Source organism: Providencia sp. LY12, assembly GCF_057621555.1.
Genome location: NZ_CM172594.1, coordinates 3,577,514 through 3,596,225 on the forward strand (window position 1 = coordinate 3,577,514; position 18,712 = coordinate 3,596,225).

18 protein-coding genes are annotated in these 18,712 nt (G+C 46.3%); 1 reads left to right on the top strand and 17 read right to left on the bottom strand.

Going from position 1 to position 18,712, the window contains the following annotated elements:
• Positions 1-31 precede the first annotated feature (31 nt).
• Entirely contained in the window at positions 32-925 is an 894-nt protein-coding gene (locus ACY3ZI_RS17000) for a LysR family transcriptional regulator (protein WP_211887421.1), read from the top strand.
• Here the strand turns inward: ACY3ZI_RS17000 and ACY3ZI_RS17005 are convergent, their stop codons facing one another.
• The 17 genes from ACY3ZI_RS17005 to hypF all read right to left on the bottom strand — a co-directional run bounded on the left by ACY3ZI_RS17005 (position 926) and on the right by hypF (position 18,641).
• Positions 926-1,522 (bottom strand): ATP-binding cassette domain-containing protein, encoded by a 597-nt coding sequence (locus tag ACY3ZI_RS17005; RefSeq protein WP_211887419.1) that lies wholly within the window; start codon positions 1,520-1,522, stop codon positions 926-928.
• Between the two features lie 4 nt (positions 1,523-1,526).
• Positions 1,527-2,312: an ATP-binding cassette domain-containing protein gene (locus tag ACY3ZI_RS17010; protein ID WP_211887417.1), complete on the bottom strand. Its 786-nt coding sequence runs from the start codon at positions 2,310-2,312 to the stop codon at positions 1,527-1,529.
• On the bottom strand, positions 2,306-3,118 hold the full coding sequence (locus ACY3ZI_RS17015) for an ABC transporter permease (protein ID WP_211887415.1): 813 nt from the start codon (positions 3,116-3,118) through the stop codon (positions 2,306-2,308). Before ACY3ZI_RS17015 ends, ACY3ZI_RS17010 begins: the two co-directional genes overlap by 7 nt.
• On the bottom strand, positions 3,115-4,083 hold the full coding sequence (locus ACY3ZI_RS17020) for an ABC transporter permease (RefSeq protein ID WP_211887413.1): 969 nt from the start codon (positions 4,081-4,083) through the stop codon (positions 3,115-3,117). Before ACY3ZI_RS17020 ends, ACY3ZI_RS17015 begins: the two co-directional genes overlap by 4 nt.
• Positions 4,083-5,663 carry an ABC transporter substrate-binding protein gene (locus ACY3ZI_RS17025; RefSeq protein WP_487375566.1) on the bottom strand — a complete coding sequence of 527 codons (1,581 nt, stop codon included), beginning with the start codon at positions 5,661-5,663 and terminating at the stop codon, positions 4,083-4,085. Before ACY3ZI_RS17025 ends, ACY3ZI_RS17020 begins: the two co-directional genes overlap by 1 nt.
• Positions 5,664-5,732: 69 nt before the next feature.
• Positions 5,733-6,758 (bottom strand): hydrogenase expression/formation protein HypE, encoded by a 1,026-nt coding sequence (gene hypE, locus ACY3ZI_RS17030; protein WP_211887409.1) that lies wholly within the window; start codon positions 6,756-6,758, stop codon positions 5,733-5,735.
• A 1-nt stretch (position 6,759) separates the two neighbouring features.
• The gene (hypD, locus tag ACY3ZI_RS17035; protein ID WP_487375567.1) at positions 6,760-7,872 is read right to left on the bottom strand and encodes a hydrogenase formation protein HypD; all 1,113 of its coding nucleotides are present in this window, start codon (positions 7,870-7,872) and stop codon (positions 6,760-6,762) included.
• On the bottom strand, positions 7,856-8,152 hold the full coding sequence (gene hybG, locus ACY3ZI_RS17040) for a hydrogenase maturation factor HybG (protein ID WP_036956233.1): 297 nt from the start codon (positions 8,150-8,152) through the stop codon (positions 7,856-7,858). Before hybG ends, hypD begins: the two co-directional genes overlap by 17 nt.
• Entirely contained in the window at positions 8,143-9,249 is a 1,107-nt protein-coding gene (gene hypB, locus ACY3ZI_RS17045) for a hydrogenase nickel incorporation protein HypB (RefSeq protein WP_211887407.1), read from the bottom strand. Before hypB ends, hybG begins: the two co-directional genes overlap by 10 nt.
• A gap of 126 nt (positions 9,250-9,375) precedes the next feature.
• Positions 9,376-9,717, bottom strand: a complete 342-nt coding sequence (gene hypA, locus ACY3ZI_RS17050; RefSeq protein WP_211887405.1) for a hydrogenase maturation nickel metallochaperone HypA — start codon at positions 9,715-9,717, stop codon at positions 9,376-9,378.
• Positions 9,717-10,202 carry a hydrogenase-2 assembly chaperone gene (gene hybE, locus ACY3ZI_RS17055; RefSeq protein WP_211887540.1) on the bottom strand — a complete coding sequence of 162 codons (486 nt, stop codon included), beginning with the start codon at positions 10,200-10,202 and terminating at the stop codon, positions 9,717-9,719. Before hybE ends, hypA begins: the two co-directional genes overlap by 1 nt.
• A 7-nt stretch (positions 10,203-10,209) precedes the next feature.
• Positions 10,210-10,704, bottom strand: a complete 495-nt coding sequence (locus ACY3ZI_RS17060) for a HyaD/HybD family hydrogenase maturation endopeptidase (RefSeq protein ID WP_154627706.1) — start codon at positions 10,702-10,704, stop codon at positions 10,210-10,212.
• Positions 10,704-12,407, bottom strand: coding sequence for a hydrogenase 2 large subunit (hybC, locus tag ACY3ZI_RS17065; RefSeq protein ID WP_211887404.1), 1,704 nt, complete (start codon positions 12,405-12,407; stop codon positions 10,704-10,706). Before hybC ends, ACY3ZI_RS17060 begins: the two co-directional genes overlap by 1 nt.
• Positions 12,404-13,591, bottom strand: a complete 1,188-nt coding sequence (gene hybB, locus ACY3ZI_RS17070) for a Ni/Fe-hydrogenase cytochrome b subunit (protein WP_036956223.1) — start codon at positions 13,589-13,591, stop codon at positions 12,404-12,406. The genes hybC and hybB overlap by 4 nt, the downstream gene beginning before the upstream one ends.
• Positions 13,578-14,618, bottom strand: a complete 1,041-nt coding sequence (gene hybA, locus ACY3ZI_RS17075; RefSeq protein WP_211887402.1) for a hydrogenase 2 operon protein HybA — start codon at positions 14,616-14,618, stop codon at positions 13,578-13,580. The genes hybB and hybA overlap by 14 nt, the downstream gene beginning before the upstream one ends.
• 2 nt (positions 14,619-14,620) lie before the next feature.
• Positions 14,621-15,739, bottom strand: a complete 1,119-nt coding sequence (gene hybO, locus ACY3ZI_RS17080) for a hydrogenase 2 small subunit (protein WP_036956217.1) — start codon at positions 15,737-15,739, stop codon at positions 14,621-14,623.
• 619 nt (positions 15,740-16,358) lie between these two features.
• A complete protein-coding gene (hypF, locus tag ACY3ZI_RS17085; protein WP_487375568.1) occupies positions 16,359-18,641 on the bottom strand; it encodes a carbamoyltransferase HypF in 2,283 nt (760 codons plus the stop codon).
• Positions 18,642-18,712 lie beyond the last annotated feature (71 nt).

The following is an 18,712-nucleotide window of genomic DNA, read 5'->3' on the forward strand; positions in this document are numbered from 1 at the left end:
TGTTTAACACAATCAAACAATCGAATGGATTATGCAAAAAAATCTCAAGCAAATTACCAGCTTTCTTCAAGTTGTAGACTCGGGTTCATTTACCAAAGCCGCAGAGATCTTAGAGCTAAGCCGTTCGATGGTCAGTATTGATGTTAAACAGCTTGAAAAGAGATTAAATGTCAGCTTATTGGTGCGAAATACCCGCAATATTGCACTCACTGAGGTGGGGAAATATTTTTATGATGATTTTAAACGGATTCAATTACAGATAGAGGAAGCCTTTGAGAGAAGCCAAAATTTAGCAACCAACATAACTGGCACATTACGTTTCTCTTCAACCAATGAATTTGGGCAACGCTATATTTTGCCTTTACTCCCAGCATTTTGCCGGCAATACCCTCAACTACGCCTACAATACAGTTTTAACTCTTCTTTTGATGACCTATTAGCTGAAAAGCTCGATATTGCGATTCGATTAGGAAATTTAAAAAACTCCTCATTAAAATCCCGTAAGCTCAGAGAATATGCAATTTATTTGGTCGCCACACCCCAGTTTGCCAATCAATGCTCCATTAAGAATATCGAGGACTTAGCGCATATTCCATGGGTCACACATTCGTTACTGAATTTGCAAGATAGCCAATATATTCTGCAGAATTGTCACGGCGAAAAGTTTGGGTTGCCCTTATTAAACAGCCGATATGAATCCAATTCAGCAGAAACCATCCGCCAGTTGGCATTAGCCTCATTAGGTGCGGCTATTTGCCCCGCATGGCTGGTTGAAGAAGATTTAAAAGCACAGCGATTAGTGCGGTTGTTGCCTGAATTCGAGCTACCAAAACAAAACATTCAATTGCTTTATCCCAATACCCAGACTCTACCCGCCAAAACACGGGCATTTATTGAATTTTTGGTTGATAAAATACAGCTGTGACTAAGTTACAGCCACCGTCCACACCTTGGTACACACTTTCTCTAGCAGCGCTTTATTGTGGCTAAAAACAATCATCGCGAGGGGGCGTTGCTGTGAAATACGGATCAAATGCTGCCACACTTCCTTTTGAAGATGGGCATCTAATTGGGCTGTAATCTCATCAGCGATCAGCACTTTGGTTCGAGGATCGAGGGCGCGGAGTAAAGCTACCCGCGCAAGTTCTCCGCCCGATAACTCGCTGGGGCGTCGTTCTAACCATTGCGGTTTGATAGAAAGGTAATCTAACCATTGGGTATCCGGTTCCCATGCATCGCGAACACTGGAACCCACGGTACGATAGGGATTAAAGCTTTTTTCTGGGTGCTGGGGGACTAGCTGGATTGGGCAATAACCGCGATGGGGAACTGGCGCACCATTCAATAAAATTTGTCCATGTGTTGGTTGTTGCCACTGACCCAGCACACGTCCTAGCGTCGTTTTCCCAAATCCACTGGGAGCGGAAATACCCAACCGTTCATTGTCTGCTAATGACAAATTCAGGTTATCCCACAATGTCCTACCCGCTTGCTCAATACGCAGATTTTGAATCTCTAGCATCTGGCTACCTCCACTCATCCAACATCATAAATTGATGTTCAGGCAGGGCATTCCATAAAGATTGGATCCATTGTCCGCCACCACCTTGTTTGAGTTTTTGGCTACTCAGTACTTCTTCAAGCGCACCATTACGCAGTAGTGCTACACGATCGGCGAAACGCACCGCCATAGAAAGGTCATGAGTCACCCATAGAACGCCGCGACCATCACGACATAGAGATTTAATATTATCGAGTAATTGCACCGCATGCCCATCATCCAGCCATGAAGAGATCTCATCGGCGAGAATATATTCCGCGCGAGAAAGCGTGGCACTGCTCGCCAATACCCTTTTTGCCATTCCTCCTGAGAGCTGGCTTGGGTAGTGATTCACTAGGCTCGATTGCAAACTGTATTCTTGTAGGTGTCGTGCCACATCGTGCATTTTTATATGCTGCCCACTGAGTACAGCGGCGCGTTCGAGCTGAGGACCAATCTGAATTAATGGATTTAACGCACTCACCCCTTGGGGCACATAACACAACGAATTCCCGCGATACTGAGATTTGGTTTTCTCCGTCAGGGCTTGACCATTCAGTTCGATATTCCCTTTGCAGCGCATATTCTCTGGCAATAATCCTAATGCGCTTTGTAGTAATAAGCTTTTACCTTCACCGCTACCGCCAATTAGCGCCACCATTTCACCAGGTTGAATATCTAGCGAAATATCTTGCAGTAGTGGAGACCATTGCTTTTTGCCCAACCAACGATATTGCGCCACATCAATGGCCAGATTTTCAAATTTCAGCATGTTGCTTCCCTTAACCACAATTGTTGAGCCGATTTCGCAAATTGGTCAAATAGTAGAACTAACCCCATCAATGCCGCTCCGGGGAAAACGACCATCCACCATGCACCAGTACTCAAATAACGTAACGCTTCAGAAAGCAGGATACCCAGTGATGGCTCATGGGGTGCGAGCCCAAATCCGAGGAAACTTAACGCGGCGCTGTGTAACACGGAATGCGGAAACATTAATAATGTCCCGACCATCCATTGAGGAAGCAACATCGGTAAATAATGGTAACGTAAACGCTCAAAGGCGCTGTTACCTATACGATGGGATAGCATGATGTAATCGGTTTGCTGAACTCGCAACAGTTCTGAGCGCAAGATTAATGTCAGTTTAGGCCAGTGGGTTAATGCCACCGCCCAAATCACCCCCATCTTTCCACCACCCAGCGTAAAGCAGATCAGCACCAATAGCAGTAAATGTGGTAGAGCAAGGAGCGCATCAATAATACCGCGTACTACATAATCCATGCTTTTATTGAGCGAAGATAACCCCGCCATCACCAAGGCGATAATGCCGCTGGTTATCGACGCGGTTAAACCAATTTGTAAACTAGTAGCAATCCCTTGAAATGTACGCTCAAATAAATCGCGCCCTAAATTATCTGTCCCAAATAAGTGCAGTAATGACGGCGCCTGTCGCCTATCTAGCAAGCTCATTTCAATATCAGACGAAAGCAACCAAAAAGCGTAGCCACCTAATAAAATCAGGCAACTTAATGAAAGGATTAATTTAATCAGTGCGCGATTAGGATTATAGGTCATGATTCTCTTATCACTCCCTTATTCACCCGTTTCAATAGCAAATCCGCCATCGTATTACTGAAGAAAATCAGCACGGCGCACAGCATCACAATCCCCATTAACAATGGCACATCTCCGCGTAATCCAGCATCAATGGTGGCTTGTCCTAACCCTGGGTACGCAAACACTTTCTCCGCCAACAATGCGCCACTAAAAAGCTCGCCGACAGAGGCAAACTGCAAGCAAATCGCAGGGGTGATAGCGTGTTTAAGCACATGGAAGCCCATCATTGACCAGCCTTTATCCCCTTGCGCTTGTGCATAATGAATAAATTCGCTATTCATCACTTCGGCCACTTTCGCACGGGTGTGTAAGGCAATGGTGCCCACGCCCAACATGCCAAGGGCAATCACGGGCAAAATCAAATGCTGAATTTTTTGTGAGAATGTGGCGGTCTGTTCATCGAGGCCTATCGGCCATGCGCAGCAAATGGGTGCCCATTTTAAAGAAACCGCAAACAGGGAAAGCAACAATAAACCTATCCAAAAGACGGGAATTGAGGCAAGTAAATAACAAAATGCCGAAATGATTTTATCAGGCCAGCGGTTTAAATAGCGACCCGCCACTAACCCAAGTCCAAACCCAACCACGCCGGAAAACACCCACGCACTGCCGAGCAAAGCCAGTGAAGGAACAATCCGGTCAGAAATCACTTGTAAAACTGGGGTATTGTACAGCATCGAATACCCCAAATCCCCTTGAAGCATTTGTGAAAACCAGCGCCAAAACTGCATCCAAAGCGGTTGGTCAAGCCCCCATCGCGCCGCAATTAGCGGGTATTGCTCTGGGGGCACATGCATCAAGTCATTACCAATATAGGCTTTGATCGGATCAATCGGCGAGTAGCTTAGTAGGATAAAAATCCCTACCGCTGTTACCGTTAACAGACAGATAAATCGCAATAAAAGCCCAAAGGTCGTTCGCATTACTTACAAGTCCACTTCCATTCATCGACGTTATTCAACACAGACCAAGATCCGTGAATTTCAGGGGCACTTTTACCTAAATCAACACATTGATTCGATAAGTAAATATGCTGGACATTCATCAACCAAGCCCATGCTGCATCCCCTTGGATACCAACGCCCACTTTGCCATTCCAGTCCACTTGTTGCCATAACGGAATAGCGGCATCTTGGTCAGGTTGGCGTAGCGCTTCTTCGATAATTTCATCCACCGCTGGGTTTTTATAGTAACCCGCATTGTAGAAGCCGACACCCGCGGCTTTGCTGCTGTAGTTATGGACTAACTCCATTGGGTCGAGGCTGCCCCAACCAAATAGCGTTGGGTTAGCATGCATATGCAGTTCAACGGTTTCCCAACTACCCGATTTTAAGTCCATCTCGATGCCGAGTGGTTTTAAGCTTGAGCGGATCGCTTGGGCTAGATCGCGGCGAGTTGTGTCCCCACTGGCATACCACAGAGTGAGTTTCGCCACTTTGCCATTTTTCTCTCTTAAACCGTCTTTATTCAGCTTCCAGCCAGCCTCTTCCAAAATGGCTTTGGCTTTGTCTAAATCCCCATCTTTGAATGACGATTTAGGGTTATTCCAAGGTAACCCAGCAACGCCGGTATAAGCAGGAACAGCAAAACCTTCAAGGACAGATTCCGCCAACAGCTTGCGATCTAATGCGTAGTTTATGGCTTTACGAATGGCGACATCGGAAGTGATATCGTTACCGATTGGGTTGCCCTGAGCATCTTTTTCGCCAGCCGGTGGAATTGGGAATGAGATCCCGCGGTTTTCCACGCTGTAACGCTCAATGAGCTTCATGTTAGGGACATTATTTGCATTACTTGCGACCGCTGGCGGGATGCGTACAACTTCAAGTTGAGCGCTCTGTGCAGCCGCAAATGCGGCGTCTTCATCAAGGAATACAAACACCATTTTGCCGTAGTCATTTTTAGGACCGGCATAGTATGGGTTTTGCTCAACAATCAGTTGCTGACCCGGTTGGAATGCGACTAAACGGTATGGACCTGCCCCAATCGGGTTATGAGCGTATGTTTTTGCATCATACTTATCCGCAGAGACGATCCCTAACGATCCCAACACGTTGATAAAGGTACTTTGCGGGGAGGATAAGGTAATTTTCACGGTCAGCGGGTCGATTTCTTCTGCTTTCGCGAAGTTACCCATATCCACTTTACCGCCGCTCGCTGCCGCATTGTTGTAGCTGAATACCACATCTTTAGCGGTTAACGGTGAACCGTCTGAGAATTTCAGATCCTTTTTCAAGGTCAGCGTCCACTCTTTACCATCTGCATTGTGCGTGTAGCTTTCGAGCATATAGCTGTGCCAAGAAAGATCCGCTTTTTGCTTTAAGAGTGGGCTATGCAGGAGCAAGTAACTACCGTGGCTCCAACCCAACATTGGGTCAAAACCTTCAGTGGGTTCTGCGCCAATGGCAAGTCGTAAAGTGTGTGTAGATGATGCGGGCTCAGCCGCTTGTGCTTGCAGGGTTAATCCCATTAAACACATGGCAACCGCTAATTTTTTAATCATATATCCCTCTAGTCGGTGATTTTTTCATTTCGGTACCGTTTTCAGGTACCGTTTTTAGGGTACAAATAACTAACAAATTCGAGGTAATGGCTCGCTATGCGGCAAATCTAACAGTCGGGAAGCACCAAAAATACCCACCAGCTTCACCTGTTTATTTTCTGTCACATAACCAATGGTTTTGGCATTAACGCCTAATGGATGTTGACGCAATACGGCTAAAACTTGCTGTTCCACATCGGGTTTCACCACAATCACTAATTTGCCTTCGTTGGCAAAATTAAGGGGTTCTAAACCTAATAACTCACACACGCCACGAACGGCGGAAGAAACGGGTAAATCCCCTTCATTGATGGAAATACCGCAACCACTGGCTTGCGCAAATTCATGCAAAATAGCATTTACACCACCACGAGTGGCATCACGCAGAGCGCGTACACCATCAATATCACGTAAAGGCTCAATGATCGGAGTTAAAACCGCGCAATCGCTGCTGAGTTGCCCTTCTAAACCGAGCTGTTCACGCAAGTTTAAAATGGTCGCACCATGATCGCCCAGTGTCCCACTGACAATCACTTTATCTCCCGCTTGAATTTGCTGAGCGCCCCAATGAATTTCGGTTGGGATCACGCCAATACCCGCAGTATTGATAAACACTTTATCCGCCGCGCCACGCTGTACAACCTTGGTATCTCCCGTCACTATCTGCACTCCCGCCGCTTTAGCGGTTGCCGCCATGGATTCCACAATGGTTTGCAAATCTGACAGTGGCAGACCTTCTTCAAGAATAAAACCGCAAGAGAGGTATTTGGGAACAGCACCGCTAACCGCCACGTCATTCACCGTACCGCAAACTGCCAGTTTCCCAATATTGCCGCCGGGGAAAAAAATAGGGTCAATCACATAGCTGTCGGTACTGAATGCTAAACGGTCACCTAATGCGGTCATTTCAGCGAGAGAAAGGCGCGCTTGATCCTCACGTTCATCGAGAGCTTGGTTAGCAAAAGCCTGTAAAAACAGCTGTTCAATCAGCTGCTGCATGGCTAAGCCACCACTACCATGAGCCATAGTAACCACGTTTTTAGAATCCGAGCTCATTTTACGCCTCCCGACGATATTGGTAATACGCGGCGCAGGCTCCTTCAGAAGAGACCATCAACGCGCCAAATGCCGTTTGTGGTGTACAACGTTGCCCAAACAGCGGGCATTCATTTGGTTTACAGCGCCCCGTGAGCACATCACCACAACGTGCTTGAGGGTCATCCGACACTTGATGAGGCTGGATATTAAAACGCAGCTCCGCATCAAAGGTTTGGTAATCAAGGGTTAACTGCACACCTGAACCCGCAATTTCGCCTAATCCGCGCCACTCACTGGTGGCTTTCAGTTCAAACACCTCATCCAAGGCTTTCAGTGCCAGCAAGTTGCCTTCATCCGCCACGATACGCTTATATTGGTTTTCCACCTCACAGCGACCATCCGCAATTTGATCCACCAACATGGCAAGAGATTGCAAAATATCGAGAGGTTCAAACCCTGTAACTACCAGCGGTTTATGGAATTCTTGGGTAATGAATTGATAAGGATGGGCGCCAATCACCATACTGACGTGCCCCGGCGCAAGGAAGCCATCAATTCGCACATCAGGCTGTTCAAGCAGGCTACGAAGGGTTGGGATAATGGTGATATGTTGGCAAAATACCGAAAAGTTTTTCACTTGGCGCAGACGCGCTTGTTGTAGTGTCAGCGCGGTACTCGGCATGGTGGTTTCAAATCCCAAACCGAAAAATACCACTTCACGTTCAGGATTTTGCTGGGCAAGATTTAGCGCATCTAAGGGTGAATAAACGATCCGCACATCCGCACCACGGCGTTTCGCATCCAGCAAAGAGCCATTTTTACCCGGCACACGCATCGCATCGCCATAGGTGCAGAAAATCACTTCAGGACGTTCAGCAATTTCAATGCAGCCATCAATTCGTCCCATCGGCAGTACACAGACTGGGCAACCCGGTCCGTGCACAAATTCAATTTCAGGAGGAAGAAGCTGGTCAATACCAAATTTGAAGATGGCGTGGGTGTGACCACCACACACTTCCATTAACTGTAATGGGCGCTGCTTGGCTCTTGGGATATCCGCAATACGCTTGCGGATATGCGCCAATAAGGCTTTTGCCAAGGCAGGGTCGCGAAACTCATCGACGTACTGCATCTGTTGCTCCCGAATTTAGCCCTGTAAAGTCTCCCACTTCATGGTCTAACTGGCTCATTGCCGTTAGCGCATCAAGGGTGGCCTGAGCCTCTTCTTCGTTAATCACACTCATTGCAAAGCCAACGTGTACCAAGACCCATTGACCTAGCAGATCTGCCGTGTCACCTTCACAAATCAGCCCAATGTTCACGTCACGTTTCACGCCACAGACGTCAACTTGCGCCAATTGGTGGACATCTTCGCCCACCGCGACGATTTTACCCGGTATTCCTAAGCACATAGCTGAGTCTCCAGCCATGCTAGCCAAGCATCCATCCCTTCACCGCTAGTGGCAGAGACTTTGATCACTTGGATGTTCGGATTCACCCGTTTTGCATTGGCAATACAGGCTTCTACATCAAAATGTAAGTAAGGCAGTAAGTCGATTTTATTGAGGATCATAATGTCTGACGCCGCAAACATATGCGGGTATTTCAAGGGTTTGTCTTCACCTTCAGTGACAGATAGCACCGCAACTTTATGGCGTTCCCCTAGATCAAAACTTGCTGGGCAGACTAAGTTCCCAACGTTTTCAATAAATAGCAGGCTGTTCTCATCCAAACCTAAACGGTCAACCGCATCATGCACCATTTGTGCATCTAAGTGGCAGCCTTTGCCTGTGTTCACTTGAATCGCTGGCACGCCTGTTTCACGAATACGCTGAGCATCATTGGTAGTCTGCTGATCCCCTTCAATCACCGCGCAGTTCAATTTGTCACGCAGACGCAATAGGGTTTCAGTCAGTAAGGTGGTTTTACCGGAGCCGGGGCTTGAAACGAGATTCAATGCCAAAATATTTTTTGCCACAAAATCTTCGCGATTGTGCTCGGCTAGATGGTTGTTTTTATCCAGAACATCCATCTCAATTTGTAACATACGTTTTTGGCTAATACCCGGCGCATGGGTTCCCGCTTCACCTTGACCATAATCGAGGTCATGGTGTTCACCTGCGGGGGCAAAAGTGGATTCCGCTTCATGGCTATGATCATGAGAATGCGGATGCTCGTGCTTATGTTTATGCTTATGTTTTTCAATCTTCACGCCACAGGTTTCGGGCTCAGATTGATAGTAGTGGTTCACATCACCTTGATGATAATAATGGTGATGAATAATCACCGTTTTACCACTATGTTCTGCTGCATGAGAGTGGTCATGGTGATGATGGTCGTGGTCATGATGATCATGGTCATGTCCATGAGAATGGTGATCATGGTGATGATCATGGTCATGAGGGTGATGGTGATCATGTCCATGGTGGTGGTCATGATCATGGTGATGTTGGTGCTCATCACCTTCAATTCTGCGCTCTCCCGAAGCACAGCCACAAGTACTACACATAATGATTACTCCATAAGTGAGTGATGAAGTTAGCTTAGTGCAACATCAGAAAAATAGGTTGATTCACCGCAAGGTCAATTCACAATTTTCGCTCTAAATCACACAAAAGGTTCTTAGATCAAAAATCTATTCGATTTCTAATTCTTTGATTCGCAGGCTGTCACCGTTCTCAACTTTGAGGTTAAAACCGTGACATTTAGGGCAAGCGGCGTCGTGAGTGTGGACATCAACACTTTTACTACAATCCCAACACCATGCTTGAGCAGGACGATACAGGATATGCAATTGACTACCGTGTGCCACGGTTCCGCGGCACGCGATATCAAAACAAAAACGAAGGGCACTCTCTTCAATGCAAGAGAGTGCACCAATTTCCAACCAAACGCCGGTCACCTTTTTCACCTGATGCTGTCTTACTTGCTGTTCAATGATCTCAACAGCACTTTGGCATAAAGAGACTTCATGCATTATTGGTCTCCCAGATAACGAGCGAACACAGCGCGACGTTCCGGCGATTTAGGGACATTAGGATCCGTCACAGGTAAAGAGAGCAACATCCGCGCGCAGTCATCAGCCAGATGTTCACCCTGCGTTGCAGTTAGCTTTCTGTCTAATGGCGACATTAATGAACACGCCAAATATTGAGTTAGCCCTTCCAGTTCCCCAACGGTGTATGTCATTTCGCCGTAAGGGAGAATCAAACCAAGTTTCTCCCCAACAACACGATACTCCCAATATTGGTCAGGACCCGGCAGGATGATCGCACTCAACATCCAAGGGGTGATAACCGCCCCTACCCATTGATTTTCAAATAACGAAAATGCACTGGCATAGATGCCCATTGTCGGATGCAAGAAGGACAAATCATGCATCGATTGCTGAGCGACTCGTTCAAAAGCAGCCTGAACCAGAGGCTGCGGGTTTTGAGAGTAACCTTGGATTTCTTTTGGCATGGATTCATTAGGCATGGAGACACTCTTCTTTTGCGATAATCTCTAACCCTTCACTGCGTAGCACTTCGATCACTTTTTGCAGTGCAGGCTCTAATGCAGCTTGCCCCGTCGCCGTTAAACCGATATTCGGTTCTAACGACTCAGGCACAATTCCCACCAGTGTCAGACGCTTTGGAAACTCATCGGTTAGATGCAGCGCCGATAACACATCGGAAAGCCCTAACTGATGGGGTGAGATTTTACGGGTAAACAGCGCGGGTACTTCGGCATCGCGCAGTACCAAAATGCTACCGGGCTGCTGACTCGACAGCACCACATCCGCAATAATCAGATGATCACGATCCGCCATAGCGCCAATCAGCTCCATGCCTGCCGTTCCACCATCCAATACCTCAACACATTCTGGTAAGTGATAACGTTCTTCGAGTGCTTCAACAATGCGCACACCGATACCTTCATCACTCAGCAAAATATTGCCAACACCTAAGACTAATATACGCATTACAGCACCTTCACCTTAGTCACTTCGGAGCCTTCTGTATCGACGATATGCACCGCACAAGACATGCATGGGTCGAAGGAGTGGATCGTTCTAACGACTTCCAATGGTTTAGATGGATCAGCCACCGTAGTTCCGACTAGCGCTTGCTCATAAGGACCTGGTTCATCATTGAAATTACGTGGACCCGAGTTCCATGTAGATGGAACAACCGCTTGATAGTTTTCAATTTTACCGTCTTTTACCACCACCCAGTGGGATAACAGACCACGAGGCACTTCACCAAAACCAACCCCTTTGATAACCGTATCTTGTGGGAAGTTTGGTTTGATAAAGGTGGTGTGATCGCCTTTACCGATGTTATCCACCAGCGCTTGCCATTGAATAGACAAGGTTTCGTTTAACACGCAGCAACGAACAGTACGACCAATAATGCGACCTAATGTTGATTCGAGCTGGTCTTTAGTGATCGTGTTGCCTGTTAAGGTTTGGTATAAACCAACGACGTCATTAAAGTGTTTTTCAGTTGGCTCATGTTTCGCTGCCAGTTTGCACAGCAAGTCAGCTAATGGACCCACTTCCACAGTTTTGTCGTAGAAGGTTGGCGCTTTAACCCAAGAGTATTTACCGTCATCATCCCAGCCTGTGTAGTCTGGAATTGTGGTACCTTCCCAAGGGGCTTGAGGTTCGTTATCTTTGTACCATGCGTGCTTGCTGCTCTCTTTAATACCGTTAATCAGGTATTCGTCAGTGTGGCTAGTGATTGGGCGATAAGTACTGAAATCCCCATTTTCCAGATAACCACCCGGTAGCAAGAAGCTGCCATTTTTGTTATCCATCGGCATTTCAGGCACACACATATAGTGTTTGGCGCCTTTACCCATTTCTAACCATTCTGGATAACCCGATGCGATCACTGCCGCGTCGATTTTGTACACTTGTTCAATAAAATCCCCTAAACGGTCAATAAAGGATTTCACGTACATTAAGCGCTCAAGGTTAAGTACACCAATACCATCAAGGTTGATTGGGTTAGCAACACCGCCCACCGCTAAGTTTTGAATATGCGGTGTTTTACCGCCTAGCAGTGCTACGATACGGTTAGCATCACGCTGGCATTCCAGCGCTTGCAGGTAGTGAGCCACCGCAATTAAGTTCACTTCTGGCGACAGTTTCATCGCAGGGTGACCCCAATAGCCATTAGCAAAAATACCTAGCTGGCCGCTGGCGACTAAATCTTTGATTTTGTTTTGAACACGGGTGAACTCTTCAGGGCTGTTTAACGACCATGTAGAGACCCCTTTAAGCATATTCGCCGCTTTGGTTGGGTCAGCTTTTAATGCAGAAGTAATGTCTACCCAGTCCAGCGCAGATAACTGATAAAAATGCACAATATGGTCTTGGATAGTATGCGCCGCCAAAATCATATTACGGATATATTGCGCGTTAACAGGCACTTCAAGATTTAGTGCGCTTTCAATAGTACGCACAGAAATGATCCCGTGAACCGTGGTACATACCCCACAAATACGCTGCATGATCATCCATGCATCGCGGGCATCTTTCCCTTTTACGATCTCTTCCATACCACGCCACATGGTGCCGGATGCCCACGCTTTAGTGACTTTTCCATCTTCGATTTCGCAATCAATGCGTAAGTGACCTTCGATACGAGTTACCGGGTCGATAGTTATACGTTGGCTCATGCTTTACCTCGGGCCTGAGAAGGACTTGAATTAGATTTTTTTATTGCTGGAATAATCGGTAATAGGCGAACTAACAAGATGTATGCGCACACCTCGATGGCCACAAAACCGATGGAAATTAATATCTCTTCTGCGGTTGGGAAATAGTCATATCCACCGCCAGGATTGAAGGCGATCAGTGAGTAGCTCATACGCCATAGCGCAGAACCCAGTAACATGCTTAATCCACTGATATATAACCATCTTGAGTCAGTACGCAGGGATGGCATACGGAAGATAATCAGCGGGATCACCATTAATGCAGTCTCAATCCAGAACATCATGGCGTAGAAATCCATCGCCATCACATAGTGCATCTTGCCGCGATAAATCAGTTCACCGAAACGGCAAACCAAGAACAGCACTAAGAACACTTGAAGGATATTGGTTAACTTAACAAACAGAGGTCGTTCATCAGCCCCTTGCCCTTTTAACGCTGACTGCAATAAGGAACCTTCAAAAATCACAATGGAAAAACCCATAATAAAGGCGGTCAGTAGCGATAATAACGGCAACATTTCATAGCTTTGCCAAATCGGGTGAACCTTATGCCCTGCGGCAATCATCAGTGAACCCATAGACGATTGGTGCATCATTGGCAGTAACGCACCCAATGCGATGATGAAAAACATCACTTTATTCAGGCGTTTTAATGACACTTTCCAATTAAAGCGTTCACAAATTGCAGGGGCAAACTCCAGCGCCATCACACCGATGTAGATAGTCATACACACCGCGGTTTCAAACAGCACAGAGTTGGTATTAAAGTACCCCGGAATATAGAAATAAGGCAGGTTCCAGTAGCGACCCACGTCGATAGTGATAGACAAACCACCGAGAGAGTAACCAAATAGACTCGCCAACAGAGCAGGACGTACTAACGGGTGATATTCACCGCGGTTAAAAACATATACTGCCCACGCCAACGCCCATCCACCACAGGCAAAACCTGTACCAATCAGTAAGTCGAAGGCAATCCAGATCCCCCATGGGTATCCGCCGTTCAGGTCAGAGACTGAACCCAGACCAAACACTAAACGTTTTACAATCAAAATCAGGCACAGGATGACAAACGGTCCGAAGACAATCACTGGCCAACTGACTAAACGCCCACCTAGCGGCTGTTCTTTATCATGCGTTGCCATTAGAGTCGTCCCCCTTGTCCTTATGATTTTGGTCGTCATGCGTTTTATGGTCATGAGATTTGTCGTCATGAGAATCATGATTCTTGGTATTGCGATACACTAAGAAACTCAGTCCCGCTAACGCCGCAAGAGGCAGAACCATGCCTTTATACAAGGTGTGCTGAACATTTTCAGAACGTGCACCGGTTGCCAGTTCATCTAGCTCTGGCAGTCCCAGATTTTGATATGGCACACCAGAAAGCACCATGACCTGAGTACCACCACCTTCCAACTCACCGTAAATATGCTGCTGGTATTTCGGTGCTGGCATCACGTTCGGATCATTGTGATGAACAGTTTGGCGAGGGAAGCCGTACTCTTCGCCCACTTTCAGCGATAAACGTTTTTTCGCTTCGGCGAGAAGCTCTTCACGAGTACCAAAAATCACCGCGCCTGTTGGACACACTTCAACACAACCCGGTAAACCGCCTTTATCTAAGCGCTCTACGCCTTTTTGGTTACACAGCTCACATTTATGAATTGCACCAAATTTGTCGTCATAAGCATATTTAGGAATGTTGAATGGGCAACCCACCATGCAATAACGACAACCCGTACAGATATCTGGGTCGTAATGCACGATGCCTGTTTTTGGGTCTTTGGTTAGCGCAGAAACAGGACAAACAGAGACGCAGTTAGGATCAACGCAGTGCATACACTGTTTTTTAATGTAGGCGTAGCCATCTTTTTCCTGATCTTTATGCAAGCCTGAGCCATCGCTCCACACTTGGATCACGTTGTTGGTGTATGGCGTCAGTTTGTCATTGTTTGACCATGTTTGAGGACCAACAGGGTTGCGCTCAGGATGGTTAATATCTTGACACTTGGTGACGCACGCTTGGCACCCAACACAGAGTGTCGAGTCATACAGCATACCCAGCGCATTCGGAATTGGCGGCCTATTTTCCGCTCCCGCCAAGCTCGGTGAAGTGGTGCTTGCAAGCAGCGCTCCCCCAGCTGAGAGCTTAAGGAAATTTCGTCTATCCACGGTTATTCTCCCCGTGAGTTGGTATCATTTTGACGTTTTTGACGCCCTAACTCACGCACAGCCATCACACTGACACCCGCCACCAGACCGACTACACCACCGATTAACCCCACGGCAGTTGCAGAAACTTGTCCACCTTCTTTATTATTCAAATCCGGTTTTTCGGAACGTGGTGTTTGGTTTTCCACATTCGCTAATTGGTGGATACCTTTGTGGAAGCCCACATTTTCTTCGTTACAGCCGTAGCATGGATGCCCGATTGCCACTGGCCACACGCCGCCAACGTCACAAAATTGCAAGGTTGAACAGTTGCCGTAAGTTTCTGGCCCTTTACAGCCTAAATGGTATAAACACCAACCTTCACGGTGACCAGCATCGCCGAACTCTTTTGCGAAGCGCCCCGCATCAAAGTGTGGACGGCGTTCACAGTGTTCATGAATTAATCGACCGTACGCGAACATTGGACGATTTTTGCTATCCAACGCTGGTGGACGGTTATAAGTGATCAGGTGGGCAACTGTTGCTAAGAAGTTATGTGGGTTTGGCGGGCAACCCGGAATGTTGATAACGGTTTTATCTTTGATAACTTCATTTAAGCCAACCGCGCCTGTTGGGTTATCCCCAGCCGCAGCAACCCCACCCCAAGAAGCGCAAGATCCGATAGCAATAATCGCAGCCGCACCTTCAGCAGCCATACGGATATGCTCAACGATAGGTTTTCCGGCCACCATGCAGTAGATGCCATCATCTTTCAGTGGAATCGAACCATCGACCACTAAAACATACTTACCTTTATATTTTTCAATAGCATTGTGCTTGTTCTCTTCAACCTGCTCACCAAAAGCCGCAGAGAGAACTTCGTGATATTCGAGAGAAATGGTATCGAGAATTAAATTTTCGAGGGTTGGGTGAGTCGCACACAGCAACGATTCTGTGCATCCTGTACACTCTTGAGCACCAATCCAAATGACGGGTGGACGTTCTGGATCACTCACCGCATCAGCCATTTGAGCGGCGGCTTTTCCACTTAACCCCATTGTCGCAGCAAGCGCTGTACACAACTTCATAAAGTCACGGCGATTAATGCCATGGGGAGAAAGAATAGAGTTATCTCCTGCCATTTCTATTTCCTATTATGAGTGGCTTAGAGCCTATTTATTAGGCTATTTTTCTTTACGATTTTGCATTCAAAAAATAAATAAAATCCGCCACATATTAGAAATATGCATAGGAATTTAGGTATTATTTGTATTCAAAATCGCTTCACCAATTACACCTAATAAGCAGAGACCTTATTAGAATTACCTGATGTGTAAATATAAATGAGATCCTAGTCCTACCGCTTTTTAATCACTTGATCTTCATCAAGAGCCAATAAGAAATTTGGTCTTTTTTAAATTTATGATAGAAAAATCGATTCAGCGACGAGTTAAAAGATTATTTAACTTTTCATACTGATTTCAATTTGTTTAAAAAAATAGGAGATGAAATGTTAAAAAAAGATAACAAAACGTTGTTATATCATAATGTTAAAATAAAAACCCATCCATTAGGTCTTATAGACAAGTATAATTAACCGAATCTCGAGTAACATCTTATTTCAATAATGACCATTATGGTAAAAACAAATAAGAATTAATATCAATTAAATTAAATACGAATGAATATCAAAAATAAATAAAGCTAAATTTATTTATTAATATATGTCTAATAAAAACAAATAAAGCCTGACTATTATTCTCAGTTATTTTTTTTCAATATTGCGGCAGCGATCGCAACTTGCCCCAATGCAAGTCCACCATCTCCCATCGGTAATTGACGAGCATGTAATACCTCAAGAGGCTGTAGATTCTCTATTAGAAAATGACGTAATAATTGGTTATGCAGAACGCCACCAGACAGCACCACTTGTTGAATGCTATACCGTTTCGCTTGTTGCAGCGCTAAATCCGCAAATCCTTGCGCCAAGGCTTGATGAAAAGCATGGGCTCGTTCCGCTCTCGGCGCATCATAAGCCAACCATTCATGCCAAAAGGTGGTTAAATCCAATTGATTATCCACCACCGGCATTGTGACAGGATGCTGCTGAACTGAGCTTTGCAATGCTAGCACTTCTAACTGACAAGCCCCCTCACCTTCCCAACTAGTTTGCTGAGGACAAATCCCTAATGCCGCTGCGATAGCATCAAATAATCGTCCTGCCGATGAAGCGGTTGGGCAGTTAAGCTTTCTAGCAATCGCTTTTTGTAATAGTGGATAAGCAAAAGGAGCGAGCGCCGAAGCAATGGGCTTTGTTTGCCAATCAGGCACAAATTTTTCTAGATGGGCCAATAAGTTACGCCATGGTTGGCGAGATGCTAGATCCCCCCCAGGCATGGCAACTGGCGGTAATCCACCAAGGTGTTGGCTAGAGGTATAATCGACAAGTAAGCACTCACCACCCCACAGCCGGTTATCATCACCGAAACCGAGACCATCCAGCGCCAAACCAATTACTTTTTCATTACCTAACGGAATGCCATATTCCGCCATCACCGCCGCAATATGAGCATGATGATGCTGAACGTGCATCATCGGGATATTCAGCTGGTCACTTAAGGTATTACCGTAACGATGACTAACATAATTGGGGTGCATATCCCCCACTAGGTATTCAGGTTTAAATCGATAAATCGACTCAAATAGTGCAATAGATTGCTGATATTGTTGATAAATATCGATGTCGTCCAAATCACCTAAATGCTGGCTCATCACCGCACTTTTATCTCTAAGCAAACAAAAGGTATTTTTTAAATCCGCACCTAGCGCCAAAATAGACGGTGAGTTTTCAAAGCCCGCAGGAAGGTCAATAGCATCCGGTACATAACCTCGGGCTCGGCGTAACATTTCCGCTTTTCCGGCATGGTAACGTACTAAAGAGTCATCCGCCCGTTGCACAATATCGCGATTATGTATCAGCCAAATGTCTGCAATATTTGCTAAATCCGTGAAAGCCGCTTGCTCCGTGAGTACCGGAGGTTTACCCGATGCATTTCCTGAGGTCATCACTAATGGCCTATTCACCTGCGCCATCAGCAAATGTTGCAGTGGGTTGGAAGGTAGCATTACCCCCACTTCCCGCAAATGTGGTGCGATATTTTCGCTTAATACGCTATTTTCCCATCCGTGAATAAGGACAATCGGTGCCGCCGCACTTTCAAGTAACGCACGTAAACCTTCAGTGACATCAACCCCTTGGTCTTTTAGCCAGTTGAGGGATGGGATCATTACCGCCAGAGGTTTGCTGGGACGGTGTTTACGTTGACGCAATTGTTCAACTGCATGGAAATTAGTGGCATCACACGCAAGGTGAAAACCGCCAAGCCCTTTAATCGCTGCAATTTTGCCATTCAATAAGTCCGTCGCCGTTTGTTCTAAGGCTTGATGGTGAACCGCTAGAACCTTGCCATTCTTATCACACAGCTGGATTTCAGGACCACAGGTCGCACAAGCATTTGGCTGAGCATGAAAACGTCTATCTGCCGGATTTTCATATTCTTGCTGACATTCAGGGCATAACGGAAATGCCGCCATTGAGGTATTCGGTCGGTCATAGGGCATTTGACGAATAATAGTAAAACGAGGACCGCAATGGGTGCAGTTTGCAAACGGGTAATGATAGCGACGATTCGCAGGGTCAAATAGCTCGTCACGGCAGGCTTTGCAGGTTGCAGCATCGGGGATAACCTGAGTATCCATTCGTCCTGTACCACTATGACGAATCGTGAATTTTTCTGGCAACTCATCCCATTGAAAAGGTTGGGATTGAATAGATTCAATATGTGCAAGCGGCGGGCAGTGTTGATATAAAAGCTGAGTAAATAAAGGGATATCCGCAGTCTCTAGCAGGCGTACCAGTACACCTTCGCCATCATTACAGACGTCACCATTCAAGGCACATTGATGGGCAAGTTGCCAGACATAAGGTCGGAATCCAACCCCTTGAACCTTTCCTTTGATACGTAACTGTATGCCGTTTTTCACTCTAATGCCCTCTGGTGACTGAGATGCTATTCTCGCGCTTCTACGTATAAATAACCTGAGTTCAGATCAAA